Source organism: Flavivirga rizhaonensis, assembly GCF_004791695.1.
GTDB classification, from domain to species: domain Bacteria; phylum Bacteroidota; class Bacteroidia; order Flavobacteriales; family Flavobacteriaceae; genus Flavivirga; species Flavivirga rizhaonensis.
In genome coordinates this window covers 91,595-116,720 of the sequence record NZ_SRSO01000004.1, presented here as the reverse complement: position 1 = coordinate 116,720, position 25,126 = coordinate 91,595, and the positions used below count along the sequence as shown (strand labels likewise).

Annotated in this window: 26 protein-coding genes; 7 read left to right on the top strand and 19 right to left on the bottom strand. The window is 32.9% G+C overall.

All coding sequences use genetic code 11. The features are described from left to right. Nucleotides 1-221 precede the first annotated feature (221 nt). The 3 genes from EM932_RS04225 (at nucleotide 222) to EM932_RS04215 (ending at nucleotide 2,481) form a co-directional block, all read left to right on the top strand. Nucleotides 222-845, top strand: coding sequence for a YqaA family protein (locus EM932_RS04225; protein ID WP_135875828.1), 624 nt, complete (start codon nucleotides 222-224; stop codon nucleotides 843-845). A gap of 62 nt (nucleotides 846-907) precedes the next feature. Next, complete coding sequence (locus tag EM932_RS04220) at nucleotides 908-1,198, top strand: DUF3817 domain-containing protein (protein ID WP_135875826.1); 291 nt, start codon at nucleotides 908-910, stop codon at nucleotides 1,196-1,198. Continuing rightward, nucleotides 1,198-2,481: a mechanosensitive ion channel family protein gene (locus EM932_RS04215; protein WP_135875824.1), complete on the top strand. Its 1,284-nt coding sequence runs from the start codon at nucleotides 1,198-1,200 to the stop codon at nucleotides 2,479-2,481. Before EM932_RS04220 ends, EM932_RS04215 begins: the two co-directional genes overlap by 1 nt. A 274-nt stretch (nucleotides 2,482-2,755) precedes the next feature. Here the strand turns inward: EM932_RS04215 and EM932_RS04210 are convergent, their stop codons facing one another. From EM932_RS04210 to EM932_RS04185, 6 genes are all read right to left on the bottom strand, one after another. Then, nucleotides 2,756-3,472 carry a T9SS type A sorting domain-containing protein gene (locus EM932_RS04210; RefSeq protein ID WP_135875822.1) on the bottom strand — a complete coding sequence of 239 codons (717 nt, stop codon included), beginning with the start codon at nucleotides 3,470-3,472 and terminating at the stop codon, nucleotides 2,756-2,758. A 381-nt stretch (nucleotides 3,473-3,853) separates the two neighbouring features. Further along, nucleotides 3,854-4,912: a 3-isopropylmalate dehydrogenase gene (gene leuB, locus EM932_RS04205; RefSeq protein ID WP_135875820.1), complete on the bottom strand. Its 1,059-nt coding sequence runs from the start codon at nucleotides 4,910-4,912 to the stop codon at nucleotides 3,854-3,856. Between the two features lie 20 nt (nucleotides 4,913-4,932). Next, nucleotides 4,933-6,459 (bottom strand): alpha-isopropylmalate synthase regulatory domain-containing protein, encoded by a 1,527-nt coding sequence (locus EM932_RS04200; protein ID WP_135875817.1) that lies wholly within the window; start codon nucleotides 6,457-6,459, stop codon nucleotides 4,933-4,935. Beyond that, entirely contained in the window at nucleotides 6,460-7,056 is a 597-nt protein-coding gene (gene leuD / locus EM932_RS04195) for a 3-isopropylmalate dehydratase small subunit (RefSeq protein WP_135875816.1), read from the bottom strand. It abuts the gene before it with no gap. A gap of 82 nt (nucleotides 7,057-7,138) precedes the next feature. After that, a complete protein-coding gene (gene leuC, locus EM932_RS04190) occupies nucleotides 7,139-8,533 on the bottom strand; it encodes a 3-isopropylmalate dehydratase large subunit (protein WP_135875814.1) in 1,395 nt (464 codons plus the stop codon). A 193-nt stretch (nucleotides 8,534-8,726) separates the two neighbouring features. Continuing rightward, complete coding sequence (locus EM932_RS04185; RefSeq protein WP_135875812.1) at nucleotides 8,727-9,614, bottom strand: DUF72 domain-containing protein; 888 nt, start codon at nucleotides 9,612-9,614, stop codon at nucleotides 8,727-8,729. A 281-nt stretch (nucleotides 9,615-9,895) separates the two neighbouring features. On the opposite strand from EM932_RS04185, the gene EM932_RS04180 reads away from it, so the two are divergent. The 3 genes from EM932_RS04180 to EM932_RS04170 all read left to right on the top strand — a co-directional run bounded on the left by EM932_RS04180 (nucleotide 9,896) and on the right by EM932_RS04170 (nucleotide 11,841). Further along, nucleotides 9,896-10,501 (top strand): TetR/AcrR family transcriptional regulator, encoded by a 606-nt coding sequence (locus EM932_RS04180; RefSeq protein ID WP_135875809.1) that lies wholly within the window; start codon nucleotides 9,896-9,898, stop codon nucleotides 10,499-10,501. 50 nt (nucleotides 10,502-10,551) lie between these two features. After that, nucleotides 10,552-11,301 (top strand): SDR family NAD(P)-dependent oxidoreductase, encoded by a 750-nt coding sequence (locus EM932_RS04175; RefSeq protein ID WP_135875807.1) that lies wholly within the window; start codon nucleotides 10,552-10,554, stop codon nucleotides 11,299-11,301. 123 nt (nucleotides 11,302-11,424) lie between these two features. After that, nucleotides 11,425-11,841 carry a glyoxalase gene (locus EM932_RS04170; protein WP_135875805.1) on the top strand — a complete coding sequence of 139 codons (417 nt, stop codon included), beginning with the start codon at nucleotides 11,425-11,427 and terminating at the stop codon, nucleotides 11,839-11,841. A gap of 170 nt (nucleotides 11,842-12,011) precedes the next feature. Here EM932_RS04170 and EM932_RS04165 read toward each other — a convergent pair whose 3' ends face one another. The 13 genes from EM932_RS04165 to hisG form a co-directional block, all read right to left on the bottom strand. Then, complete coding sequence (locus tag EM932_RS04165; protein WP_135875803.1) at nucleotides 12,012-12,692, bottom strand: DUF2461 domain-containing protein; 681 nt, start codon at nucleotides 12,690-12,692, stop codon at nucleotides 12,012-12,014. 89 nt (nucleotides 12,693-12,781) lie between these two features. Then, nucleotides 12,782-13,558, bottom strand: a complete 777-nt coding sequence (locus EM932_RS04160; protein WP_135875801.1) for a tRNA pseudouridine synthase A — start codon at nucleotides 13,556-13,558, stop codon at nucleotides 12,782-12,784. A gap of 204 nt (nucleotides 13,559-13,762) precedes the next feature. Beyond that, nucleotides 13,763-13,987, bottom strand: coding sequence for a hypothetical protein (locus EM932_RS04155; RefSeq protein ID WP_135875799.1), 225 nt, complete (start codon nucleotides 13,985-13,987; stop codon nucleotides 13,763-13,765). 670 nt (nucleotides 13,988-14,657) lie between these two features. After that, entirely contained in the window at nucleotides 14,658-16,007 is a 1,350-nt protein-coding gene (locus EM932_RS04150) for a right-handed parallel beta-helix repeat-containing protein (RefSeq protein ID WP_246040886.1), read from the bottom strand. 291 nt (nucleotides 16,008-16,298) lie between these two features. Next, nucleotides 16,299-16,649 carry a hypothetical protein gene (locus EM932_RS04145; RefSeq protein WP_135875795.1) on the bottom strand — a complete coding sequence of 117 codons (351 nt, stop codon included), beginning with the start codon at nucleotides 16,647-16,649 and terminating at the stop codon, nucleotides 16,299-16,301. Nucleotides 16,650-16,693: 44 nt separating this feature from the next. Further along, nucleotides 16,694-17,320, bottom strand: coding sequence for a bifunctional phosphoribosyl-AMP cyclohydrolase/phosphoribosyl-ATP diphosphatase HisIE (hisIE, locus tag EM932_RS04140; RefSeq protein WP_135875793.1), 627 nt, complete (start codon nucleotides 17,318-17,320; stop codon nucleotides 16,694-16,696). 47 nt (nucleotides 17,321-17,367) lie between these two features. Then, complete coding sequence (gene hisF / locus EM932_RS04135; protein ID WP_135875791.1) at nucleotides 17,368-18,123, bottom strand: imidazole glycerol phosphate synthase subunit HisF; 756 nt, start codon at nucleotides 18,121-18,123, stop codon at nucleotides 17,368-17,370. Between the two features lie 153 nt (nucleotides 18,124-18,276). Continuing rightward, nucleotides 18,277-19,011: a 1-(5-phosphoribosyl)-5-[(5-phosphoribosylamino)methylideneamino]imidazole-4-carboxamide isomerase gene (gene hisA, locus EM932_RS04130; protein ID WP_135875789.1), complete on the bottom strand. Its 735-nt coding sequence runs from the start codon at nucleotides 19,009-19,011 to the stop codon at nucleotides 18,277-18,279. A gap of 173 nt (nucleotides 19,012-19,184) precedes the next feature. Next, entirely contained in the window at nucleotides 19,185-19,766 is a 582-nt protein-coding gene (gene hisH, locus EM932_RS04125; RefSeq protein WP_135875787.1) for an imidazole glycerol phosphate synthase subunit HisH, read from the bottom strand. A 51-nt stretch (nucleotides 19,767-19,817) separates the two neighbouring features. After that, the gene (hisB, locus tag EM932_RS04120) at nucleotides 19,818-20,951 is read right to left on the bottom strand and encodes a bifunctional histidinol-phosphatase/imidazoleglycerol-phosphate dehydratase HisB (RefSeq protein WP_135875785.1); all 1,134 of its coding nucleotides are present in this window, start codon (nucleotides 20,949-20,951) and stop codon (nucleotides 19,818-19,820) included. Further along, nucleotides 20,951-22,000, bottom strand: coding sequence for a histidinol-phosphate transaminase (gene hisC / locus EM932_RS04115; RefSeq protein ID WP_135875784.1), 1,050 nt, complete (start codon nucleotides 21,998-22,000; stop codon nucleotides 20,951-20,953). Before hisC ends, hisB begins: the two co-directional genes overlap by 1 nt. Nucleotides 22,001-22,077: 77 nt before the next feature. Then, nucleotides 22,078-23,361: a histidinol dehydrogenase gene (gene hisD / locus EM932_RS04110; RefSeq protein WP_135875782.1), complete on the bottom strand. Its 1,284-nt coding sequence runs from the start codon at nucleotides 23,359-23,361 to the stop codon at nucleotides 22,078-22,080. Between the two features lie 38 nt (nucleotides 23,362-23,399). After that, on the bottom strand, nucleotides 23,400-24,257 hold the full coding sequence (hisG, locus tag EM932_RS04105) for an ATP phosphoribosyltransferase (protein ID WP_135875780.1): 858 nt from the start codon (nucleotides 24,255-24,257) through the stop codon (nucleotides 23,400-23,402). A gap of 300 nt (nucleotides 24,258-24,557) precedes the next feature. Here hisG and EM932_RS04100 point away from each other — a divergent pair, with 300 nt between their 5' ends. Beyond that, a complete protein-coding gene (locus EM932_RS04100; RefSeq protein WP_135875778.1) occupies nucleotides 24,558-25,082 on the top strand; it encodes a thioredoxin family protein in 525 nt (174 codons plus the stop codon). The last annotated feature ends 44 nt before the right edge of the window (nucleotides 25,083-25,126 follow it).

The following is a 25,126-nucleotide window of genomic DNA, read 5'->3' as shown; positions in this document are numbered from 1 at the left end:
AATACTAAGTTAAAGTTGTTAATCGTTTCCAAAGACATTTGACATAATGTCTTATTATAATTTATTTTGAATTATAATTAATATTATGTAAAATAGAATTTTTAATAACTCATACTTCGATTACTCAGTTTATGTTAAATTTCCACTAAACTTATAAGTTCTTCTTTTATTATACGACTGATACTATTATATTTGTTTTGCCTTTAATTTACATGAGAATAATGAAGCCTAAAACGAAGTCTAAATCTAAGACTGATAAAAAACGCATACACTTACTACATCAGTATTATAGTTATACTGGGTTTTATAGTTTTGTTTGGGAAGCTGTCAAAAAAGCTTTGCCTGTAATTTTTATACTCGTCACAGGAATTTATGTATTAAATCACTTTTTTAATATCAATGATGCTTTGGTGCGTATTACAGAAACGCTTCCAGCATATGGTGTACTCACATTTTTCTTTGTATCAGAAACGCTTTTAGGTGTTATACCTCCAGAGGTTTTTATTGCCTGGTCTGGAAAAATGCCAAACCCTTGGATATATCTTGGCTTTTTGGCTTTTTTATCTTATTGTGGAGGTCTAATATCTTACTGGTTGGGTGTTTTTATTACCGAAATCCCTAGTGTTCATAACTATTTAGAGGTTAAAATGGCAAAACATCTTAAGAACTCTAAAAAATGGGGAGGTTTCCTTATCATTGTTGGAGCTCTATTGCCACTACCCTTTTCCATGTCTTGTATGGCTGCCGGGGTTATTCACTTTCCATTTAAAAGCGTAGTCCTTTATGGTTCTTTGCGTTTATTGCGGTTTGCCATTTATGGACTTATTATTTTTAATGTCCTATAAAAAGGGCTAAAATCTAGGCTCTTAAGCTTCCACATTGTATTTTTGTATTTTAAAAAATATCTATGTTATCATTTATCAATATATTTAGATTGGTCGCTTTTTTAGAAGGCATCTCCTATATTTTACTATTATTTATAGCTACACCAATTAAATACCTTTTGGATGATCCTCAATATGTGAAACTATTAGGAATGCCTCATGGCTTATTATTTGTCGCTTATATAGCTTTTGCTTTTATGCTAAAAAAAGATTTTAATTGGGATACAAAACAGTTTACTACGGTTCTTATAGCATCCATTATACCTTTTGGAACTTTTTATATCGATAGAAAATATTTAAAACGTCTTAACTAATGCAAGAAATAATCCAAAATGAGGTCGTTGATAAGGCTTTACCTGGAGATAGTTATCGTCATTTAATCTATGAGTATCTAACCAAATTAGGCGTTTCTGAAAACACAGCAGAATACCTAAATATGTTAGGGCTCCTCCTCATATTAATCATCGTTGTATTTATTATTGATTTTGTGATTCGCAAGATTCTGGTAAAAACCTTTTATAAATTTGCTTCGGTATCAAAAACAAATTTTGATGATTTACTAGTTGCTAATAAAGTTCCTCGTAATATCGCTCATATTATTCCGCTTCTTATTGCCATGGAATTCACGCCTATAATTTTTAGGGATTTCCTAAATTTTGATGGTGTTATTGAAAAAGGTCTTCAGGTATTTGCTATTATACTAACACTATGGATTGTAAGAAGTTTTCTAAATACTTTAAAGGATTACTTTAAGACGCTTCCTCGTCTAAAAGATAAGCCTATTGATAGTTATATTCAAGTCTTTATGATTTTTGCGTGGGTTGCAGGTTTTATGTCTGCAATTGCGATAATCACCGATACTCCTTTTGTCAAATTCCTAACAGCTCTTGGTGCAGCATCAGCAGTGATTATACTCATCTTTAAAGATACTATCTTAGGTTTTGTTGCAAGTATCCAAGTGTCTATTAATGATATGGTACGCATTGGCGATTGGATTACATTTGAAAAGTATGGAGCAGACGGTGATGTGGTTGAAATTAATTTAGCAACTGTCAAGGTTCAGAATTTTGATAAAACGATAACAACCATTCCAACCTACGCCCTAATTTCTGATTCTTTTAAGAACTGGCGGGGCATGATGAGTTCTGGTGGCAGACGTATTAAGCGGTCTATATCAATTAAAATGGACAGTGTACATTACCTTACTAAAGAACAATTGGATGCCCTTAGTGGTATTCAGCTTATAAGCACCTATTTAGAGCAACGTCAGGCAGATATTAACAACTTTAACAACACACATAATATTGATAAAACGAAGCTGTTAAATGGAAGAAATCTTACCAATTTGGGAGTTTTTAGAAAGTATGTTCAGACTTATGTAGAGAAGCATTCTGCAATTAACAAGGATATGACTATTATGGTACGCCAGTTAGCTCCTAGTGCTCAAGGCATCCCCATTGAGATTTATGCTTTTAGTAGTGATAAGCGTTGGGCAAATTATGAATATATCATGGCTGATATATTCGATCATGTTTTGGCAGCTGTACCTTATTTTGATTTGGAAGTTTTTGAATATCCTTCAACATTAAAACTTTAAAATTTTTGTACAAAAAAAGGGCTTGTTTTTTTATTAAACAAGCCCTTTTTAGATATTGTAATCTTTTAAATTATTTCAACATCATAACCATTATAGATATTATCTATTATACAAATCTAAAGGAACGAGGAGGAATCCCTTCTTTATGAGATTTCTCGAAAGTTTATCTTGAGCGAAGTCGAAAGGCTCATGCTTCGCTCTGTTGAAAATGACAAACACTTGAAAATCATTGATTTAATATTATTTTTTATAAAAAAATTAAATCGAACTGACGTTATTTTACAAATTTAGCAGTTCCTTCTTGTGTTTTGTAAATGTAAATTCCATTAGATAATTTCGAAATATCAATGGTTTTTATAGCTTCTCCTCTAAGCACTTGTACTCCTGTAATGCTATAAATTGTATAATCTGCAGGTTTTGATACATTTAAGCTTCCATTAGATACTGATAAGGAAATTTTTTCCTTTGAAACACTATTTGTAGAAAGTGTTCCTGGAGCAACAATTTCTATTACAAAGTCAGTACTAGTTCCCCAATCATTATCTGTTGACGGAGGAGCAGCTGAATATGCCTTTCCGTTTAATACAACGGTATGCTTGTTCCCAATGTTAACCGTTTCGCCAGTTGCAGTATTCATACCATTTGCCGGAACATTAATGGTTCGTGTAGTAGTTTTAGTCGTGGTGGTGCCATTATCTTCTCTGAGGTTTTGGGCATTGAAAAAGTTATCACCACTCTTAGGGTCGCCCACTTTAACTACTGAGAATGATCTTTCAATAAAGAAAGCACTTACAGAAACGGTGAATTCAACATCAAAGGAACTCCCTGATTCTATTTGAATAACCTGTCCTGCAGTTACATTAGGAGTAACAACTGTTCCCATAGTTCCAGTAGCTGTTACAGTTATATCAGAAACAGTTTGAGAGAAACCAGAAAAAGCAGCTAAAAAAGTTAAAGCTACAATTGAATTTTTAAGTAATTTTTTCATCATGTTTAGAAGTTTTATATAGTTTACGTTTAAATGTCAACGTAAATCTATTAAATAGTCTAAGCTGTTAGTTCTTCTATTTTACCCAAAACCTCCTCTTAATTAACCCTATACAACTAAAAATGCTTTTTTTCTGGTTTAAACACTTTAAGAATATTCTTATTAAATATTAATTATTGAAAAAAGACTTCAAGTATTTACTATTATACTGACACGAGTGTATCGCTTCCTTAATTTTGATTTAGAAATATTTTGATTACCTAGTGGCTCCAGTTTTAAAGGATTGAATGTTAGTGAATAAAATGCTCACACTTGTCACAAAATAAAAACGTGAACCCTTTTAAATGGGTCCACGTTTTAAATATATATTAGAGTAGTAATTTTCTAAATATTTGCAGCTAACCAGTCTCCTACTTCTTTGGTTCCGTAAGCTTTTCCACCGTTAGCTAGATCTTCAGTTACAACACCTTCTGCCAATGATTTGTTTACAACGTCTCTAATAGCAGCACCTTCTTCGGGCAAGTTAAAAGCTGTTTCAAACATCATAGCAGCAGATAATACCGTTGCTAAAGGATTTGCAATGTTTAATCCTGTAGCTTGTGGATACGATCCGTGAATAGGCTCAAATAAAGCAATGTCACTTCCCATAGAAGCCGATGGCATCAATCCCATTGATCCTGAAATTACAGAAGCTTCATCTGTTAAAATATCTCCGAATAAGTTTTCAGTAATTAGTACATCATAGCTATTAGGCCATTGTACCAATCTCATCGCAACAGCATCAACAAATTCATAACTAACTTCTACTTCTGGATACTCTTTTTCCATGGCTTGAACTGTTTCCCTCCATAAACGAGATGTTTCTAAAACATTTGCTTTATCTACGCAACATAATTTTTTAGAACGAGTCATAGCCAATTCAAATCCTTTTTTAGCCAATCGCTGTACTTCTTCTCTTGTGTACACACAGTTATCATAAGCTGTTTCGCCTTCATCTCTTCTCCCCTTTTCTCCAAAGTAGATACCACCAGTCAATTCACGTAAAAACACTAAATCAGTGCCTTCAATACGCTCTTGTTTCAGAGGTGATTTATCTATTAATGATGGAAATGTAAATGTTGGCCTAACATTGGCAAATAAGCCTAATTTTTTACGCATTTTTAATAAGCCTTGCTCTGGACGTACCTTTGCAGACGGATCGTTATCGAAACGCGGATGACCAATAGCACCAAATAAAACGGCATCTGAAGCCACACAAACATCATGGGTCGCATCTGGATAAGGCTCTCCAACAGCATCAATGGCTGCAGCACCAGTTAATGCTGGTTTCCAAGTTATTTCGTGTCCAAATTTTTTAGCAACAGCATCACTTACCTTTACAGCTTGATCTATTACTTCTGGTCCTATACCGTCTCCGGCTAAAAGCGCAATATTAAATTTCATTTATTTTTTTTATTGTAATCTTAGTTAATAATAATGTTTAGCATTTTTTCGGTCGCCTTGATAGCAGACACTGTCTGGTCTGAGTCTAAACCACGTGTTTTAAACTCTTTTTCAGGGCTCTTATTTTTCCAGGTTATAATGGTTTCACACAAAGCATCAGAATGACTCCCAGGAGGTATTCTTACGGCATAATCTATTAATCCAGGCAATACCATGTCTTTCTTCTTGAAGATATTTCTAATGGCATTCATAAAGGCATCAAATTGTCCATCACCTGAAGCATTTTCCTCAAAAGTTTCGTTGTTTATTGTTATAGAAACAGTTGTAGAAGGTTTTAAGCCTTTTGAATGTGTTAGCACATAAGAATTAACTTTTACCTTTTCTTCATATGTATAATCTAAAACATCAGAGATAATATATGGTAAGTCTTCTTTAGTAACCACTTGTTTTTTATCACCTAATTCAATAATACGTTGGGTTACCTTTCTTAAATCTTCATCATTAAGCTGAAGCCCCAATTCCTGTAAATTCTTCTGAATATTAGCCTTTCCAGATGATTTTCCCAATGCGTATTTACGAGTTCTTCCAAAACGTTCTGGTAATAAATCACTGAAATATAAATTGTTTTTATTATCTCCATCGGCGTGTATCCCTGCCGTTTGTGTAAATACATTAGCACCAACTACAGGTTTGTTAGCAGGAATCATCACCCCGGAAAATGTTTCAACCAACTTACTAACGGTATATAAAACCTTTTCATTTACACCAACTTTTATTTCAGGCATAAAATCATTGATAACTGCAATAGTGCTTGACATTGGTGCGTTACCCGCACGTTCACCCATTCCATTTATGGTTAAGTGAAGTCCATCTGCACCAGCTTTAAGAGCTTCCATAACGTTGGCTACACCTAAATCGTAGTCATTATGCGCATGAAAATCGAAATGTAAATTTGGATATTTATCCTTGATTTCTTTTACAAAATCGTAAGATTCTTTAGGAGTAATAACTCCCAAAGTATCTGGTAACATAATGCGTTTTATAGGTTGCGCTGAAAGAAATTCTAAAAACTCAAAAACATAATCTTTAGAATTACGCATTCCATTGCTCCAATCTTCTAAATAAATATTTGTTTCTATGCCTTTTTCCTTGGCTAATAAAGCTACTCGTAAAATTTCTTTAAAGTGCTGATTAGGTGTTTTTTTAAGTTGGTGAGTTAAATGGTTTAATGAACCTTTAGTGAGTAAGTTTTGAACCTTGGCACCAGCTTCAATCATCCAATCTATTGAGACCCCTTTATCAACAAACGTGAGTACTTCAACGGTATGTAAGTAATCATTTTCCTTAGCCCAATTCGTGACATCCTTTACAGCTTGAAGTTCGCCTTCTGATACTCTGGCAGACGCTATTTCTATACGGTCTACTTTTAACTCTTCTAATAAAAGCTTTGCAATGGTTAGTTTCTCTGAAGCAGAAAACGACACGCTCGAGGTTTGTTCACCATCGCGCAATGTCGTATCCATTATTTCTATTTTCTTCATTGCCATTTATAGCATCAAACCATTTGCAAATGTTTCTATATCACCTTTTATGTTTTGTAAATAATCAATATCATCAAAACCATTAAGCATATTATCTTTTTTGTAACTATTAATATCAAAAGATTCTTGCGCCCCTGTTGATTTTATAGTAATCGTTTGCTCAGGTAAGTTTACTTCAATTTCTGTATTAGCATCTTTATATATGGCATCAAAAATTTGCTCAGAAAACTCAGCGCTTACTTGTACAGGTAAAACGCCTATATTTAAACAGTTGTTTTTGAATATATCAGCGAAAAAGCTAGATACTACACAACGAAACCCATAATCATAAACCGCCCAAGCTGCATGCTCTCTAGAAGAACCAGAACCAAAATTCTTTCCTCCTACTAAAATCTTACCACTATAAATTGGGTTATTAAGTACGAAGTTTTCTTTTGGCGTATTATCACTATTATATCTCCAGTCTCTAAATAAATTATCTCCAAAACCTTTACGCTCTGTCGCTTTTAAGAACCTAGCAGGTATAATTTGATCGGTATCAACATTTTCTAAAGGTAATGGAACTGCTGTGCTTGTTAGTATATTAAATTTATCGTAAGCCATGTTTTTTAGTATTCAGTTGCCAGTATTCATTGGCAATATTTTTAAATTATATTTTATGTAAATCCTTCAAAAGTCTTTGGGATTATAATAAGTCTCTTGGATCGGTTACTACACCTGTAACAGCTGCTGCTGCAGCCACTAACGGACTAGCAAGTAATGTTCTGGAACCAGGCCCTTGACGCCCTTCAAAGTTTCTATTAGAAGTACTTACTGCATATTTTCCAGAAGGAACTTTATCATCATTCATTGCTAAACAAGCAGAACAACCAGGTTGTCTTAATACAAATCCAGCTTCAGTAATGATATCTAAAATGCCTTCTTCTTTAATTTTACCTTCTACTTCGTGAGAACCTGGAACTAACCATGCCGTAACATGATCTGCTTTTTGTTTTCCTTTAACTATTGAAGCAAATGCTCTAAAATCTTCAATCCTACCATTAGTACAGCTTCCTAAGAATACATAATCAATCTTTTTACCAAGCATAGAATCGTTTTCTTCATAGCCCATATAATCTAAAGATTTTTTGTAAGTAGCGACACCACCTTCAACAGCATCGGCATTAGGAATGTTATTAGAAATACCAATTCCCATACCTGGATTTGTACCATAAGTAATCATTGGCTCTATATCACTGGTCAAGAACGTTAATTCTTTATCAAACGTTGCTCCCTCTTCAGTTTTTAAGGTTTTCCAATGAGCCACTGCTTTATCCCAAGCCTCACCTTTTGGAGATAGTGGTTTGTCTTTTAAATATTCGAAAGTGGTTTCATCCGGTGCAATCATACCGCCACGAGCCCCCATCTCAATAGATAAGTTACAAACAGTCATACGACCTTCCATAGTCATGTTTTCAAAAACATCACCAGCATATTCTACAAAGTATCCTGTAGCACCAGAAGTAGTTAATTTTGAAATAATATAAAGTGCTACATCTTTTGGAGTCACACCCTTTCCTAATGGCCCATTTACATTAATGCGCATTTTTTTAGGTTTTGGTTGCATGATACATTGTGTAGATAATACCATTTCAACTTCAGATGTACCAATACCAAAGGCAATAGCACCAAAAGCGCCATGTGTTGATGTATGCGAATCTCCACAAACTATGGTAGCTCCAGGAAATGTAATACCGTTCTCAGGCCCTACTACGTGTACAATACCATTTTTTTTATGACCAAGTCCCCAATGGCTAATACCATATTCGTTAGAGTTATCCTCTAAAGCTTTTAGTTGATTTGCCGATAATGGGTCTTCAACAGGTAAATGTTGATTAATAGTTGGCGTATTATGATCTGCCGTAGCAAAGGTACGCTCAGGATACAGAACGCTTAAGCCTCTGTTTTTTAAACCTAAAAATGCTACTGGACTTGTTACTTCGTGTATAAAATGACGATCTATAAAGAAGACGTCCGGTCCGCCTTCAATCTTTCTTACAACATGCGAATCCCACACTTTGTCAAATAATGATTTACTCATAAAATATTTTAAAATTTAATGTATTGTATAAAATAGGTAAGCAAATTTATAAAAAACTGCTTTTTTTTGCAGTCTTTTAGGTGTATAAGACACTTTGGTATTAAATTTTTATAAAATAACCAATGAATAGTCTATTTTTTGAATAAAATGCAATAGATTATTAAAATCGCTTATAATTTTAAAACTAAGAATTTTAAAGCAATGTTTGTTGTCTGCTTTCGTTAGGAATAGTAAGTGTATAGCCTAATTCGTTGTTTAATTTTTTTACAAAATAAGCAGATAATAAAGGGGATTCTTTTTCTATGTTTTGATGAATAAAAAAATCAATTTCCTTAATACCAGAATCTTTCCAAAGTTTTAATCGTTTTGCCCAGTCATCTAAACGAGAATAATCGGTGTCATGATTAGCACCTACATACCTAACAAATGCAGTGGCATTGGTTAAGCGCATATGCATTAAATCACGTCTACCCGCCGTATCTACAATAACATTTGAGATATTGTTTTCTTCTAAAAGTTGATATAATTCCTCTGCTATTGCCTTATCATTATACCAATTAGTATGTCTAAATTCAATGGCTAACGGTATTTCATTTGGCCAATTTTCTACAAAGTTCACTACCCTGTTAAAATCCTTAGGAGCAAAATTACTATGCATTTGTAAAAAAATAGTTCCCAGTTTTTCTTTTAAATTAGAAGCATTGTATAAATAATTCTCAACAATTGCCTGCGTGTCATTTAATCGTTTCCAATGACTTATTTCCTGATTTAATTTGGGAAAAAATTTAAACCCTGGTGGTGTTTTATTGTACCAGTTAGCAAATTGTTCGGCTGGAAAAATTCTATAAAATGTGGCATTTAACTCAATGGAATTGAATTGTCTTGAATAATATGCTAACTCATCTTTGGTACCTCTTGGATAAAATCCTTTGAGGTCTGCCCTATTCCATTTTGCACAACCTACATAAATTTCGGGAATGTTATCATCTTTTACTTTGCTTAATACTTTATTGGTATCTAAATGATCTTCAGGTAAAGTAAAATCAATTATTTCTGGGTTATCTACTCTTCCAAATTTCATATATACACATTGTTTGTTTATTGGATTCAAATGTAGTAAAAATGATATGCTTTAGAGCATTTAAATTCACTAGGGCTAAAAACTTTTGATACTAATTTCACGAATTTACACGAATTAAAAAATCTACCAATTGAAATAATAGTTACTTGTTTTAATTTTTAGAATGTATTGACTGTTCACTGAATACTTCCCTCAATCCCCAAAGGGAAAGTTGAAATAAAAAAGGGGTTTCATCGTAAATAACAAAAATTTAACAATTAGATCTAAAATATTTTATATATTTGGAACGTTCATTTCAAATAGATATGCCAAAAGTAGAAACATTTAATAAAGAGTTCGTCTTAAAACAGGCTACTGATGTTTTTCATGACAAGGGATTTAATGCCACGTCCATGCAAGACTTAGTAGACGCTACAGCTCTTAATAGATCGAGTATATACAACTCTTTTGGAAGTAAATTGGATTTGTTTTTAGAATGTTTAAAATCATATAAGGAAGCACATTTTGTAAGAATTTCAGAGACTTTAGATAAGGCTCATAATCCGTTACATGCTATAGAACTTCTTTTTGAATATTATTTGAATGAAATTATTAAAGATAAAGATGATAAAGGTTGTTTGATTACCAATTGCACATCTGAAATGGCAAATCAGGAACCATCTATTATAAATTTTTTATGTTCTAATCAGAATTCTTTTATTGGATTTTTGGAAGACCTGGTTCGTAAAGGACAGGAAGAATCTGCCATTAACCTTAACAGGACTCCAAATGAATATGCCTTGTATTTATTTTCATCTATTCAAGGTTTTAGAACTGCTGGAATACTAATCTCAAACAAGAGCAAGTTGCAAACTATTGCAAAAACAATTATACAAACATTAATTTAATTTTTTTTAACCTTATTTGAAACGATTGTTTCAAATAAAAATATATAACTATGAGTAAACTAAAAAACAAAGTCGCCGTTATTACTGGCGCAAATAGTGGAATTGGCTTGGCTACTGCCAAATTATTTTTAGAGGAAGGTGCTAAAGTTGTTATCTCTGGAAGACGACAAGAAGCTTTAAATGAAGTAGCAGAAATACTAGAAGGAGATTTTATAACTGTTCTGGCTGATGTATCAAACCCCGAAGATAATGTCAAGCTTATTAAAGAAGCCACCAATGCTTACGGAAATATTGATATATTATTCCTTAATGCTGGAATAGCTCCTGTGGCGCCAACTACAGAGGTTACAACAAATCATTATGATGAGGTTTTTAATACTAATGTTAGAGGACCTATTTTAGCTACAAAAGAAGCTTTACCTCATATAAATGATGGTGGAAGTATATTATTTACTGGTTCCATTGTGAAGGACAAAGTATTCGATGGTTTTAGTGTATATTCTGCCAGTAAAGGGGCATTACGTGCTTATTCAAAGGTGTTAACCTCTGAAGTGAAATCCAGAGGAATTCGTGTCAATACGATTGCTCCAGGACCTATTGATACCCCTATCTATGGAAAATTAGGTTTACCTGAAGAGGTATTGGAAGAAAACGAAAAAAACTTTGCTGCTATGGTACCTCTGGGGCGTTTTGGAGTTCCTGAAGAAATCGCAAAAACTGCTTTGTTTTTGGCTTCTGATGATGCTTCTTATGTAAATGGTATAGACCTAGCGGTTGATGGTGGTTTAAGCCAGGTTTAAAACTCTAATCAAGGCTGAAAAATATTCATTTTCAGCCTTGTTGTTAATAAACTCGTTAACAATTATAAATTTGGTGATACGTTTTAAGTCCCTATAATCTATACTTTTATGAAAAACTAAATTATGAACACCAGACAATTTAACCTTAAAAGTATCCGCCCGGAAGTACCTTCTACAACTATTAACGATACCATGACTAGCGATGAGCGTTTTCAAAACCTGGTTTTAAGACCTATTGTAAAGTTACAAAGTGACTTATTAATTGCTGTTTTTAAAAATTATGTAGTAAAACATAAATCGGTTTTTTATGATTTGTCTACCGAAAAGCGCATTATTTATATTGAAAATGCGATTCAAAAAGATATGAAGTTTAGAAATTCTTTAAAAGGAATGATTATTGGACAGTTCACAGTTGAAGAATATCAATTATATATACAAAACTCGTCTGCTTTAAATAAACGAATGATGCGTATTGTTAAAGAACGCTTACTTAGTAATATTCAACTTTTAGAAAACCCGGAATTGCTTGCTGCTGTTTAGTTTTAAGTAATCAATCTAAAAAGTTCAAACGAACTCTGTCATTACGAGGAGAGAATCGACGCGGTAATCTTTTGAATTTAAACTAAAAATATAAACAGATTACCACGGCTTTTGCAAAGTCTAACAATTGATAACGCTTGAATTTGAACTTTTCCACACCAAACGCAAGCCTAAATTAAAGACACGCCATTTAAATCTGTAGTAAGTACATCGCTCATGTAATCAAAATAAGGTCTAATAGCCTTAAATGATTCGTTTACATCTTTTATAAAATTAGTATCTAAAACTTCTTTGTCTGTATACTTCTTAGTAAATATATATTGCTTCTTTTTTATAAGATCAATGGCTTTATGCTCTTTATTAAAACCTTTTGGGGCAGTTTTCACCTCGTCTCCAACAAATGTGTCACCCCACACACTATTAAACTTTTTATTTGCTAAGATTTCACGAATTTCACTATCATCCATTTCAAATTCTTTTCTAATTCGTAATAAATCGGCTGGAGCTGGTTCCCAAAAACCCGTAGCAATAAAACTTTCATTATTGGGTTGAATATGAAGATAATATCCGCCTCTTAATCTTGGCTTGGTTCTATGAAACGAACCACCAAAATGTGTTTTATAAGGATCTTTGTTTTTTGAAAAACGCACATCTCTATAAATTCTAAACATTTTTACCTTATCGATTTCATCATGTGTATTAAGAGCATTGAAAATTGTGTTGTAGACTTGTTTAACTTCTGCTTCTATGCTTTTGAATTCTTTCTTTCGTTCATTAAACCAATCTCTATTGTTGTTTTTTTCTAATTTTCTGAAAAAATCTAATGTTTCTTTTGGAACTGTTACACTCATGCTTATTGCGTCTTTTGAAAGTTGATTATTAATGTTAAAATTAGGCTAATCATTTAAATAATGTGAGGTAAATTACAAAAATCACTTTATTATTCAAATTCAATCTTGTTAAGAATTAGCCCTGATGCTGGAGCTATATACGCCATTTTTGTTTCACTACTGGGCAATAGGCTTGTTTTTATGTCTTCTATAGATAATTTACCTTTTCCCAAATCGATTAGTGTTCCCATCATTAATCGTATCTGATTTCGCATAAATCCTTTACCTCTCACTCTTAATAAATAGGTGTTTTTAGGGAAATAATTGGCTGAATACATGGTGTTTTCTACTAACTCACATAATAGGATTTCTCTATTGTAAATACCATGGTCTGTAGGTTTATAACAGTAAGATTTAAAGTAGTGCTCTCCTTGAAAAAGTTTTGCACCTTGCTTCATAAGGTTGATGTCCAGATTGTCAAGGATAGTCGTCATTATTGGCGCACAAAACGGGTGGCATTTCTCGCCACAGGTAAATAAATAGAGATACTCTTTAATTTTTGAGTGATTTATTATATTGAATTCAGCGTCTACTTCCCGTATACTGGTTGCTCTTATATCTTGTGGTAGGTTGTGATTAAACAGATCTAAAAAAGCGTCTTCATCTTCAATTGGTTCAAATAGAAACAACTCAAAGGCAGCATTTTCAGCAGATACCATCGCATCAGTTCTCCCAGAACTTAAACTCTTAAACCGCTTGCCTTCGAGAATAAAATTTAAGGTTCTGTCTACCATCAAGTGTAGCGTTTTTACATTAGGTTGCTTCTGCCAACCGTGAAAACGATATCCTAAATATTGGATAGTAAAAACGTAAAAATATTTTTTCATTTTTTAATATTAAATCTGATTCGAAAAATACGTTGTTTATTAATTGTGACAAAAAATTTATAACTTGTATATCTAATTAACTAACTAAACACTCATAATTATGACTAAAACATCAACTAATAAACCACCTGTTTAGTTCTGGATAGTAAGTGTTATTGTTCTTATTTGGAATGGTCTCGGTGTAGATGGATAATTAGGACAAGCTTATAATATAGAAAGATATCGTAATTCATTTTCGACTGAAGAACTTGAAATAGCAGCAAGTGCTCCATCATGGATTACTGCCTCATTCGCCATTACAGTTTTTGCGGGTGTTATTGGCGCTATTGGGCTTTTATTAAGAAAGAAATGGGCCACACTTTTTTGGATGATTTCATTAATCGCAGTTATTATCCAAATGGGATATGCTTTTATTAGTGGCCAGATCATAAATTTAGTCATGACTATTATGATACTAGTTTTTGCATTTGTTTTTCTTGGGTTTTCCAGAAAATCTAAAGCAAAAGGGTGGCTTTTATAAGCTAACTTACTAATTAATCTTCGAGGCTAAGCCTTGGGCCTGCCTATTGGTAGCTAAATGTCAGTCTGAGTACTTAGGCTATGCTCAGTATAAACTAAAGTCGAAGACATTATTAAACCATAGTTTTTAATAGCATTTCGTTAAGCTTCGCTAGGTATCTTCAATATAAAATATATTTTACTTGAACGTATATAGCGTAGCTATTGAGGAGGAATTTCATCCTTATGAGATTTCTCGAAAGTTTATCTTGAGTACTTCGACTACGCTCAGCATAAACTAAAGTCGAAAGGCTCATTCTTCACTCTGTCGAAATGACAAACACTTGAAAATCATTGATTTAATATTTACGAAGGGTCAGGGCTTGCCTGATGGTCATTTCTTAACGAGCACCTTAGGCCCTTTTTTAAATCTTATAATCATCTATTTAGGAGGGAACAACCTGCTCAAAAGGGGTTTCTACCTGATAGATACTATTAACATATCATCACGATGTAGCTTTTTCTTTAATATTATTATATTACTGTTTAGGGAGCAATATTTGTGGATACACTGTAACTGTTGGTAGACAGGAATAATGGTTTAGTTTATCCAGCATCCATCCCAAGGTGTATTTGGCTGTAATGGAATATCGAAAGCTTCTCCATTATATGTATTGCCACTAGCGCTTCCTGAAACTTCCAGAAAACGATATGCCCAGCACTTTTGTGGATGTTCTACCTTATTATTTTCTAATGTTAGATTTGTCATTTCTTTAAATACCAGATGTCCATTTTTGAGATAATTATCCCTGACTACTAAATCGGCTCCTTTATACATGTAAAACCCACAGTTGTTACAGGTGTTATCATAAATATAAGTTGTAGCTGGGTTTGTTTTTGGACTATCGTTAGAGTACATTATAATACCATTCCAGTTGTTAACTGAAACTGTAGTCATGGTAATATTGTTATTTCTAATAGTTAGGTCTCCCTTTTTCCAATAAACTATAGGTCCATCAATATATTGACTTTCTTCTCCTTGCAGTAAAATATTGTTTTCAATAATTACATTTTTTCCATCTGTATTCACAATATCGCCTCCTCGGTTATGGTGAAAATAATTATTTCTTATGGTTATATCTTGACTGTTATAGCTTAAGCTTTCTACATCAATTCCAAATTGAGGAGAGGTGCCTTTGGTATGATGAATTTCGTTGTTTTCTATTAAAATATCTGTACCACCAACAATTGAAACCCCTTGTCTGCGGTTATCAACCATATTATTCCTTCTAATATCAATATGTTTTACTGAAGAACCTGCGCCCTTTTGACCTACTAAAAGAATAGCATCTCCATTTGCTTTTCCTAAAGTGACATTCTCTACAGTTACATATTCACTTTCATTCTGAATACAAATTAAATGGCCTTCATCATGAACCGTTGATCCATCATTTTTTCTAGGTGTGTACTCATGGTTTTCTTTGTCTCCTAAAATAGTTCCTCCAGAAATAACCACATGAGCCTTTTCTGTTACTGCAATAGCACAGTAATTCCACTTGTTATTAGGAGCCATTTCTATAATAGTATTTTGATCTAATAAAAATGCCATATTGCTTTTTAGTTCTATACCAGCCTGATAAATATCATTACCATACTTACCAATCAAATAATGACCTTCAGGCAAACAAATCTGTCCGTACCCTTCTGACACGGCCCAATCGATAGCTTTTTGAATATTATCAGTTGTCTTTTCAGGATCTTTTCTATCATTTGGAATGTCCCACCTTTCTAACTCTATGATATATTTTTGCGTTGGAATTTCATTATAAGACATGGTTTCTATAGGAGGCATAGCACCCATAAAAGGATTAGGGTTATTAGAATCTGTGGGGCTTAATTCTGAATTGACAAAGATTTGTAAGTCTTCTGAATCTTCAAAGCAAGAATACATGCAAAGTGTTAAACAAAAAAGAAGTGTGTTCCTTTTTATATTAAAATAAGCTCTCATTAATTAATAGAGTTTGGGGTTATCAATAAATAATTTACGTAATAAAACAGAAAAAAGATTATGATTTATAAAACAAAGAGGCTGTCTAAAAAGTGTCATTCTGAATGGAATGAAGAATCTCTTTAAAATATATGACTCTGATTATGAGTGAAATAAAATTCTTCGCGTTGCTCTGGATGACAAGATTAACCACTTTTCAGACAGCCTCTTATTAATATTTTTAATTAATGAATGCTATCTAGCATCGTAAGCATTGTAAGCAGCTAATTGTTTTGAAGTTAATAAACTTCTTTTATAAGCCATTGTTTCGCTAAGTATAGGTGTCATAGCTTCTCTGTATGCTTCTTTTTTTTTTTTCTTTGATCTAGGTAAGTCATTTTCAAAAAGAACGAGTTTTTTATAAGCTTCCTTAAGTTTTAATGTTTGTTCCTCTGTTAGTTTTAATGATTTATCATTTTCTGTCAACATAACATTATCTTTCTTAATCAAGTCATTTATCTGGCTATCAACATCTTGCTGAGCAAATGTAACTGATGAGGCTATTATGAAAAATAATAACGATAGGATTGTTTTTTGTAGGTTCATGGGTGCAATAATTTAAATTATAGAGTAAATATAATAAATTTTAATTATTTGTGTCTTCCTTTTAATTCTTTCTCTATGTCTTTTAATGTAAATCCTTTAGCTTGCAACAGCATTAAATAGTGAAATAATAAATCTGCAGATTCATATAAAAACAGATCATCATTGTTGTCCATAGCTTCAATAACGGTCTCTACGGCCTCCTCTCCTACTTTTTGAGCTACTTTATTGATACCTTTGTCAAATAAGCTTGCTACATACGATTTTTTAGTGTTTTTATTTGAAACACGCTCTGTAATAACATCTTCTAAAGTAGAGAAAAAACCGTAAGTTGATGTATTCTCGGTTTTCCAACAGGTATCTGTTCCTTTGTGGCATGTAGGACCTACAGGATTCACTTGTATTAAAAGGGTGTCGTTATCGCAATCATTTTTTATATCAACTAGATTTAGAAAATTTCCACTTTCCTCACCTTTAGTCCATAAACGTTGCTTGCTTCTACTAAAAAAAGTAACCTGCTTGGTTTCAATTGTTTTTTGATAGGCTTCTTCGTTCATATAGCCTAACATTAATACATTTTTTGTTGTAGCGTCTTGTATGATTGCTGGGACGAGAGCCCCCTCTAACTCCCCCCAAGGGGGAGAAATAATATTTATATCTTTTTTATTTATCATAACTTTAATTTTTTACTCGTAATAAATTCTCCTTTGGGGCAAGGGGATTATAGTCGTACTTCAATATTATTTGCTTTTAAATCTTTTTTTAAGTCTGGAATTGGTATTTCACCAAAATGAAACACACTAGCTGCCAAGGCTGCATCAGATTTTCCTTCTTTAAAGGTATCTATAAAATGTTGTATGTTTCCAGCACCGCCAGAGGCTATAATTGGAATATTTAATTCTTCAGATAATCTGGCTAAAGCTTTATTCGCAAATCCATTTTTAGTACCATCATGGTTCATTGATGTAAACAAAATTTCTCCTGCACCACGTTCTTCAACTTCTTTTGCCCATTCAAATAAATCAATTTCGGTGGGAATACTTCCACCTGCTAAATATACTTTCCATTGTCCATCAACTTCTTTGGCATCTATGGCAACAACAACACATTGACTTCCAAATTTATCCGATAATTCATTGACCAAATCTGGTCTTTTAACAGCTGATGAATTTATCGACACTTTATCTGCTCCACATTGTAACAGGGCATCGACATCTTCTACAGAAGATATGCCTCCTCCAACTGTAAAAGGAATATTTACTTGTTCTGCTACATGTAATACCATATCTAAGGTGGTTGCACGATCTTCAAGTGTTGCCGAAATATCAAGAAACACTAATTCATCTGCTCCAATGTCTGCATATTGTTTTGCCAGTTCTACTGGATCTCCAGCATCACGTAAATCAACAAAATTGACACCTTTAACTGTTCTCCCATCTTTAATGTCTAAGCAGGGTATGATTCTTTTTGTTAACATAGTTGTTTTTCCTGCGAAAGCAGGAATCTTAATTAATTATAATTTTATTTGAATGAGACACTTCGACAAGCTATACTTGCTACTTTCATAACAAAATATATTTTGTTATTCAGGAATGCTCAGTGTGACATTTATAGCACTTCTATTTCCTTTTTACACAAATTTTTCTAGTTCGAATAGGCTTATTCTATTTTCGTATATGGCTTTGCCAATAATAACCCCTTCACAACCAATTTCTTTTAAGACTGGCAATTCTTCAATAGATGATATCCCACCAGAAGCTATTAACTTTATCGATTGATCACTACTACTATTTGAGCATTCTGAAATGATTTGTTTATACAATTCTATGGATGGGCCTTCAAGCATCCCATCTTTTGAAATATCTGTACAAATAACATATTTTATACTTTTCTTTTGATATGATTTAATAAACGGAATGACATCTTCTTTACTTTGCTCCATCCAACCACTAATCGAGACTTTTCCATTGTTACTATCTGCCCCTAGAATGATTTTTTCGGCGCCATATTTATTAATCCAACCTTCAAAAGTTTCTGGATCTTTAACAGCAATACTGCCTCCTGTAATCTGTTTTGCACCAGAATTAAAAGCAATGTGTAGATCTTCGTTTGTTTTTAATCCGCCACCAAAATCAATCTTAAGACTAGTTTTAGATGCTATTTGCTCAAGTACTTTATAGTTTACAATATGTTTTGCCTTAGCACCATCTAAATCTACTAAGTGTAAATGTTGGATGCCAGAAGCTTCAAACATCTTGGCAACTTCCAAAGGATTTTCATTATATACTTTTTTAGTGCCGTAATCTCCTTTGGTTAATCGAACACATTTTCCGTCTATTATATCTATTGCTGGTATAATTCTCATAACATTTCCTGAAAAGTCAGGAATTTTTTAATTAATACTTATTTTTTAACAGAGACACTTCGACAAGCTATACTTGCTACTTTCATAACAAAATATATTTTGTTATTCAGGAATGCTCAGTTGTGACATATCAAATATTTTTAACTACTTCTTTTATTTTATCAATCTAAAAATCATAAATCTAAAAAATTTTGTAAAATTTTTGCTCCTGCTAAACTACTCTTTTCTGGGTGAAATTGCACACCATAAAAATTATCGTGCTGTAAAGCTGAGGCATAATTAATACCATAATCCGTTTTTGCAATAGTTTCACCACAATGTTCTGCATAATAACTATGTACTAAATACATATATTCATTTTCTTTAATTCCAGAAAACAAATCAGATTTTAAGTCTTTAATAACATTCCATCCCATTTGAGGGACTTTTACATCATTTGTAAAACGTTTTACTTTAGTTCTAAATATTCCAAGACCTTTAGTGTTTCCTTCTTCGGTCGATTCACATAGTAACTGCATGCCTAGGCAAATGCCTAAAACGGGCTGTTTTAAGGTAGGGATGAGTTTGTTTAATCCACTGTTTTGTAACATAGCCATTGCTGAACTTGCTTCTCCAACACCAGGGAAAATAATTTTATCTGCTGCCAAAATTTCATCGGGATCGTTTGATAAAATGGCATCAATTCCTAAACGTTTAAAGGCAAATTGAATGCTTTTAATGTTTCCTGCTCCGTAATTAATAATTACAAGTTTCAAATCTTTAATTTTGCTTTAATTAGTTCTTTTTGGGATTTAATTTTTTATGATTTATAAAACTCCTTTTGTGCTTGGTAAAATCATTTTCTCAACATCACGCTTTACTGCCATCTTTATAGCTTTTGCAAATGCTTTAAAAATGGCCTCTATTTTATGATGTTCGTTTTGCCCTTCGGCTTTAATGTTTAAATTACATTTAGCACCATCTGTAAACGATTTAAAGAAATGGTAAAACATTTCTGTTGGCATTTTGCCAATCATTTCACGCTTAAAATCTGCTTCCCAAACAAGCCAGTTTCTTCCACCAAAATCAATAGCTGCTTGTGCATAACAATCGTCCATAGGTAAACAAAACCCATAGCGTTCAATGCCAAGTTTATTACCCAAAGCGGTGTTAAATAACTCGCCTAGTGTAATGGCAGTATCTTCAATCGTGTGATGTTCATCAACTTCCAAATCACCATCAACTTTTATGTTAAGGTCTAATTGTCCGTGACGCGCTATTTGATCTAACATATGATCAAAAAAGGCAAGACCGGTATTAATATCACTTTTACCCGTTCCATCCAGATTTACCTGAATGGCTATCTTGGTTTCATTAGTATTTCTAATAATTTCTCCTGTACGGGCGCTGGTTTTCAAGAAGGTATAGATGGCCTCCCAATCATTGCTTTCTAATGCGATATATGGATCTAACTGCTCTCTTTTTACAGTAATTTCATCGGTTCCTAAATGAGTTTCATCATTTATGAAAATACCTTTAGCTCCTAAATTTTTTGCTAATTCTATGTCTGTAAGCCTATCGCCTATTACAAACGAGCTTTCCAGGTCGTAATCATCAGAAAAATACTTTGTTAGTAACCCTGTATTAGGTTTTCTTGTTGGCGCATTGTCTTTTGCAAAGGTTCTGTCTATAAACTGTTCTTTAAAAACAATGCCTTGGTCTTCAAAACATTTAATAATGAAATTATGAATAGGCCAAAAATCAGTTTCTGGAAACGCTTCCGTTCCTAATCCATCTTGATTTGTAACCATGACGATTTCATAGTCTAATTCTTTAGCTATTTTACCTAAATATTGAAATACTTTAGGGTAGAATTCTAATTTATCTAATGAATCTATTTGCTCATCAGCGGGTTCTCTGATAATAGTGCCATCACGATCTATAAAAAGGACCTTTTGCATTATATTGATTTTAAAGTGTTTATTAATATCTTGTTCTCTTCAGATGTCCCAACGGTTAATCTTAAACAATTCTCACATCCTGGTTGCGTGGTTCTGTTTCTTATAACAATCCCTTTGTCTATTAGCTGATCATAACGTTTTACCGCATCATCAACTTTTACTAAAACAAAATTGGCATCAGATGGGTAGATTTTTGAAATATAGCTAACAGATTCTAATGCTGATATTAACAGTGTACGCTCTTCTAAAATACTATTGATTTGATTTACCGCTAAACCCTTGATGCTTAATTGTTTAATGGCTTTTTGCTGCGTTAGTTCATTAACATTATATGGCGGCTTTATTCTATTTAAAATAGAAATAATCTCTGTTGATGCATAGCAGATTCCCAGCCTAATTCCTGCCATTCCGTAAGCTTTAGACAACGTTTGAGTGACGACCAAGTTTGGAAATTCCTCTAAGCGATCTATCCAACTATCTTCTTTAGAAAAATCGATATAAGCTTCATCAATAACAACAATCCCTTCAAATTTATTTAATAATTCTTCTATTGATTGGTTTGAAAAGCTATTACCTGTAGGGTTGTTTGGTGAACATAAGAAAAGAATTTTACTACTTTCATCTACTACATTTAATATGGTTTCAACTTGTGGCTGAAAACTGTTTGATAGCTGCACTTCTTTAATACCGACTGCATTAATATTTGCTAATACACTATACATACCATACGTTGGTGGTAATATGATAATATTATCTTTGTTTGGCTCGCAAAATGCTCTGAAAATGAGGTCGAGGACCTCATCGCTTCCATTTCCTAAGAGAATGTTTTTAGAATTAATATTTTTTATTTCAGAAAGCATCGTCTTCAAGTCCCCTTGTTGTGGATCCGGATAACGGTTTACGCCATTGTTAAAGGGGTTTTCATTGGCATCCAAAAACACCATAGCATCACTATTACCTTGAAATTCATCCCTCGCAGACGAATAAGGTTTTAGAGCCTTAACGGTAGCACGTGTTAACTTGTCTATATTGAAATTTGTTGTTTTCATAGTTATTTTATGAACTTAGTTCATGAGGTTTCTGTCTTACTGAAACAAGTTCAGTACATATCGCAGGAATGACAAAATTATTTTAAATCCTTTAATCTAATTGACACTGCGTTTTTATGTGCTTGTAAACCTTCGGCTTCTGCCATTAATTCTATGGTTTCACCGATGTTTAATAAGCCGTCTTTCGATATCTTTTGAAAGGTCATACTCTTTAAAAAACTATCTAGATTTACTCCAGAATAAGCTTTAGAGAATCCATTTGTTGGCAGTGTATGATTTGTTCCAGAAGCATAGTCACCTGCACTTTCTGGTGTGTAATCACCTATAAAAATAGAGCCTGCATTTGCTATCCCATTTACATAGAAATCCTCATTTTTTGTGCATATAATAAAATGTTCTGGTCCGTATTCATTGATTAAATCAAGAGCTAATTCATTGTTTTCTATATAGATTAGTTTAGAGTTCACAATGGCTTTTTCTGCAATGGCTTGTCTTGGTAGTTCCTTAATTTGTTTTTCGACTTCATCTGAAACGGCACTAATTAAATTTTTAGAAGTAGAAACTAGAATAACCTGACTATCTGTACCGTGTTCTGCTTGACTCAATAAATCTGAAGCAATGTATGTTGCATTGGCACTATGGTCTGCAACTACTAATAATTCACTTGGTCCTGCGGGCATATCTATAGCTACTCCAAATTTTGTAGCGAGTTGTTTTGCAACAGTAACAAATTGATTTCCTGGTCCAAAAATTTTATAGACTTGTGGAATCGTTTCGGTTCCAAAAGTTAATCCTGCAATGGCTTGTATCCCTCCTACTTTAATGATTTTTGTAACGCCACAAAGCTGCGCAGCAAAAAGAATTTCTGGAGCTAATTTACCTTCTTTATTTGGAGGAGAACATAACACAATTTCTTCACAACCTGCAATTTGAGCAGGAACTGCTAGCATTAAAACAGTTGAAAATAAAGGTGCTGTGCCTCCAGGGATATATAGGCCTACTTTTACAATGGGGCGTTTTTCCTGCCAGCATTGTACACCGTTGGTCGTTTCAATGTCTACTTTAGAAGTCTTTTGGGCTACATGAAATGCTTCAATATTTTTCTTAGCCTTTTTAATGGCGTTTTGAAGCTTCTCAGGGACATTTTTAATAGCGTCTTCAATTTCTTCTTTGGTAACTATATTTGATTGTAAATCAACACCGTCAAAACGAGACGTATAGTCTTTAATAGCCTCGTCTCCTTTTTGGCGTACGTCATTGAATATCTTATTCACAGTGGTCTCTATATCGTCGACTGTCTGTGTAGGACGTTTTAATATGGTTGTCCAGCTGCTTTTATTTGGATTGTCTATAATTTGCATATCGTATCAATTTAAAAGATACTGAAACAAGTTCAGCATTAAAGAACCATTTTTTCAATAGGACAAACTAAAATACCTTCAGCACCGTTATTCTTTAATTCATCAATAACATCCCAAAATTCATTTTTATTTATAACTGAGTGAACAGAACTCCAACCTTCTTGTGCTAACGGTAAAACTGTTGGACTCTTCATACCAGGAAGTACATTAATGATATCTTGAATTTTTTCATTCGGTGCATTCAATAAAATATACTTAGATTGGCGCCCTTTTAATACAGATTGAATTCTAAACTGAATCTTATCAAGAATGGCCTGTTTTTCTTCGTTAAGAAGTGGAGAAACAGCTAATACTGCTTCCGATTTTAAGATCATTTCTACCTCTTTTAAGTTGTTCTTAAATAAGGTGCTACCACTGGAAACGATATCGCATATGGCGTCGGCTAGTCCAATATTTGGCGCAATTTCTACCGATCCATTGATAATATGAAGATTAGCAGAAATGTTATTCTTTTCTAAATAACTTTTAACGGTGTTTGGATAAGAGGTAGCAATACGCTTTCCTTCTAAATCTTGTATCCCTTTATAGTCTACAGACTTTGGTACTGCAATACAAACTCTGCAAGTAGAGAATCCTAATTTTTCAGCAACTCGAATACCGTTACCTTTTTCTATTAGAACATTTTCACCAATAATAGCCGCATCTACTACCCCATCCTTTAGATATTGAGGAATGTCTCCGTTTCTTAAGTAAAATACTTCTACAGGAAAGTTTCTGGCTGATGCTTTTAATTGATCTTTTCCATTATCGATAGAAATACCAATATCTTTTAAAATTCTCATCGAATCTTCATTTAAACGACCCGATTTTTGTACTGCAATTCTTAATTTACTCATTTTGTTGTTTTTATGAGTTTGAAACAATCAATTTTGGAATTTAAATTAAAAAACCCGTTTGATTGTCTCAAACGGGTTTTAAAAATATGTTGATTTTATTCAATACATTTTCAGTTCGCTTGAGAGCAAATATGAAAATGGTGATGTAATTGAATAAATTTCATGTTTTCTTTTATTTCTGCAAATATCTATAATTTATAGTTATAGTTCCAAATTATAGTTTGAAAATTTAATTATTATTATTAAATAGACTTTAAAATTTATTTAATTTTAACGAATAAATTAATCTAATGCATAATTATGAAATTAAAATCCATTTTACTTTGTATAGCTATTTTTTTTATTAGTCATAATGATACTTTTGCTCAAGAAAGTGCCGAAAAAATTCTTAAAAGTGCAAGTTTGCATGCTAAAGATGGTAATAAAAATGTTTTTGTGATTTTTCATGCGTCTTGGTGTGGATGGTGTAAAAAAATGGATGAAAAGATGAATGATTCTAGATGTAAAGATTTGTTTGATAAAAATTATGTTATTGAGCACTTGGTAGTCAAAGAGTCTAAAAAAAACAAACATTTAGAAAATGTGGGAGCTGAGGATATACTAAAACAGTATAAGGGAGACAAATCAGGTATTCCGTTTTGGTTGATTTTTAATAATAAAGGAGAACTCTTAGTAGATTCTTTTGATGCTAACGGTCAAAATTTAGGATGCCCGGCAAGTAAAGAAGAAGTTCCCGTTTTTGTGAAGAAATTAAAGGAAACTTCCTCGCTGACTTCTGATGAATTAGCTGTTATTTCCGAAGTCTTTTTAATAAAAAAACAGTAACTACATAAAAGTGTAATTACTGTTTATAATTATTGAGAAGATTA

Excerpts from the sequence above, each read along its gene's own strand:
- EM932_RS04225 (WP_135875828.1), top strand. The coding sequence starts at position 222 with ATGAAGCCTAAAACGAAGTCTAAATCTAAGACTGATAAAAAACGCATA.
- EM932_RS04220 (WP_135875826.1), top strand. The coding sequence starts at position 908 with ATGTTATCATTTATCAATATATTTAGATTGGTCGCTTTTTTAGAAGGC.
- EM932_RS04215 (WP_135875824.1), top strand. The coding sequence starts at position 1,198 with ATGCAAGAAATAATCCAAAATGAGGTCGTTGATAAGGCTTTACCTGGA.
- EM932_RS04210 (WP_135875822.1), bottom strand. The coding sequence starts at position 3,472 with ATGATGAAAAAATTACTTAAAAATTCAATTGTAGCTTTAACTTTTTTA.
- leuB (WP_135875820.1), bottom strand. The coding sequence starts at position 4,912 with ATGAAATTTAATATTGCGCTTTTAGCCGGAGACGGTATAGGACCAGAA.
- EM932_RS04200 (WP_135875817.1), bottom strand. The coding sequence starts at position 6,459 with ATGGCAATGAAGAAAATAGAAATAATGGATACGACATTGCGCGATGGT.
- leuD (WP_135875816.1), bottom strand. The coding sequence starts at position 7,056 with ATGGCTTACGATAAATTTAATATACTAACAAGCACAGCAGTTCCATTA.
- leuC (WP_135875814.1), bottom strand. The coding sequence starts at position 8,533 with ATGAGTAAATCATTATTTGACAAAGTGTGGGATTCGCATGTTGTAAGA.
- EM932_RS04185 (WP_135875812.1), bottom strand. The coding sequence starts at position 9,614 with ATGAAATTTGGAAGAGTAGATAACCCAGAAATAATTGATTTTACTTTA.
- EM932_RS04175 (WP_135875807.1), top strand. The coding sequence starts at position 10,552 with ATGAGTAAACTAAAAAACAAAGTCGCCGTTATTACTGGCGCAAATAGT.
- EM932_RS04170 (WP_135875805.1), top strand. The coding sequence starts at position 11,425 with ATGAACACCAGACAATTTAACCTTAAAAGTATCCGCCCGGAAGTACCT.
- EM932_RS04165 (WP_135875803.1), bottom strand. The coding sequence starts at position 12,692 with ATGAGTGTAACAGTTCCAAAAGAAACATTAGATTTTTTCAGAAAATTA.
- EM932_RS04160 (WP_135875801.1), bottom strand. The coding sequence starts at position 13,558 with ATGAAAAAATATTTTTACGTTTTTACTATCCAATATTTAGGATATCGT.
- EM932_RS04155 (WP_135875799.1), bottom strand. The coding sequence starts at position 13,987 with ATGATCTGGCCACTAATAAAAGCATATCCCATTTGGATAATAACTGCG.
- EM932_RS04150 (WP_246040886.1), bottom strand. The coding sequence starts at position 16,007 with ATGTATTCTTGCTTTGAAGATTCAGAAGACTTACAAATCTTTGTCAAT.
- EM932_RS04145 (WP_135875795.1), bottom strand. The coding sequence starts at position 16,649 with ATGAACCTACAAAAAACAATCCTATCGTTATTATTTTTCATAATAGCC.
- hisIE (WP_135875793.1), bottom strand. The coding sequence starts at position 17,320 with ATGATAAATAAAAAAGATATAAATATTATTTCTCCCCCTTGGGGGGAG.
- hisF (WP_135875791.1), bottom strand. The coding sequence starts at position 18,123 with ATGTTAACAAAAAGAATCATACCCTGCTTAGACATTAAAGATGGGAGA.
- hisA (WP_135875789.1), bottom strand. The coding sequence starts at position 19,011 with ATGAGAATTATACCAGCAATAGATATAATAGACGGAAAATGTGTTCGA.
- hisB (WP_135875785.1), bottom strand. The coding sequence starts at position 20,951 with ATGCAAAAGGTCCTTTTTATAGATCGTGATGGCACTATTATCAGAGAA.
- hisC (WP_135875784.1), bottom strand. The coding sequence starts at position 22,000 with ATGAAAACAACAAATTTCAATATAGACAAGTTAACACGTGCTACCGTT.
- hisD (WP_135875782.1), bottom strand. The coding sequence starts at position 23,361 with ATGCAAATTATAGACAATCCAAATAAAAGCAGCTGGACAACCATATTA.
- hisG (WP_135875780.1), bottom strand. The coding sequence starts at position 24,257 with ATGAGTAAATTAAGAATTGCAGTACAAAAATCGGGTCGTTTAAATGAA.
- EM932_RS04100 (WP_135875778.1), top strand. The coding sequence starts at position 24,558 with ATGAAATTAAAATCCATTTTACTTTGTATAGCTATTTTTTTTATTAGT.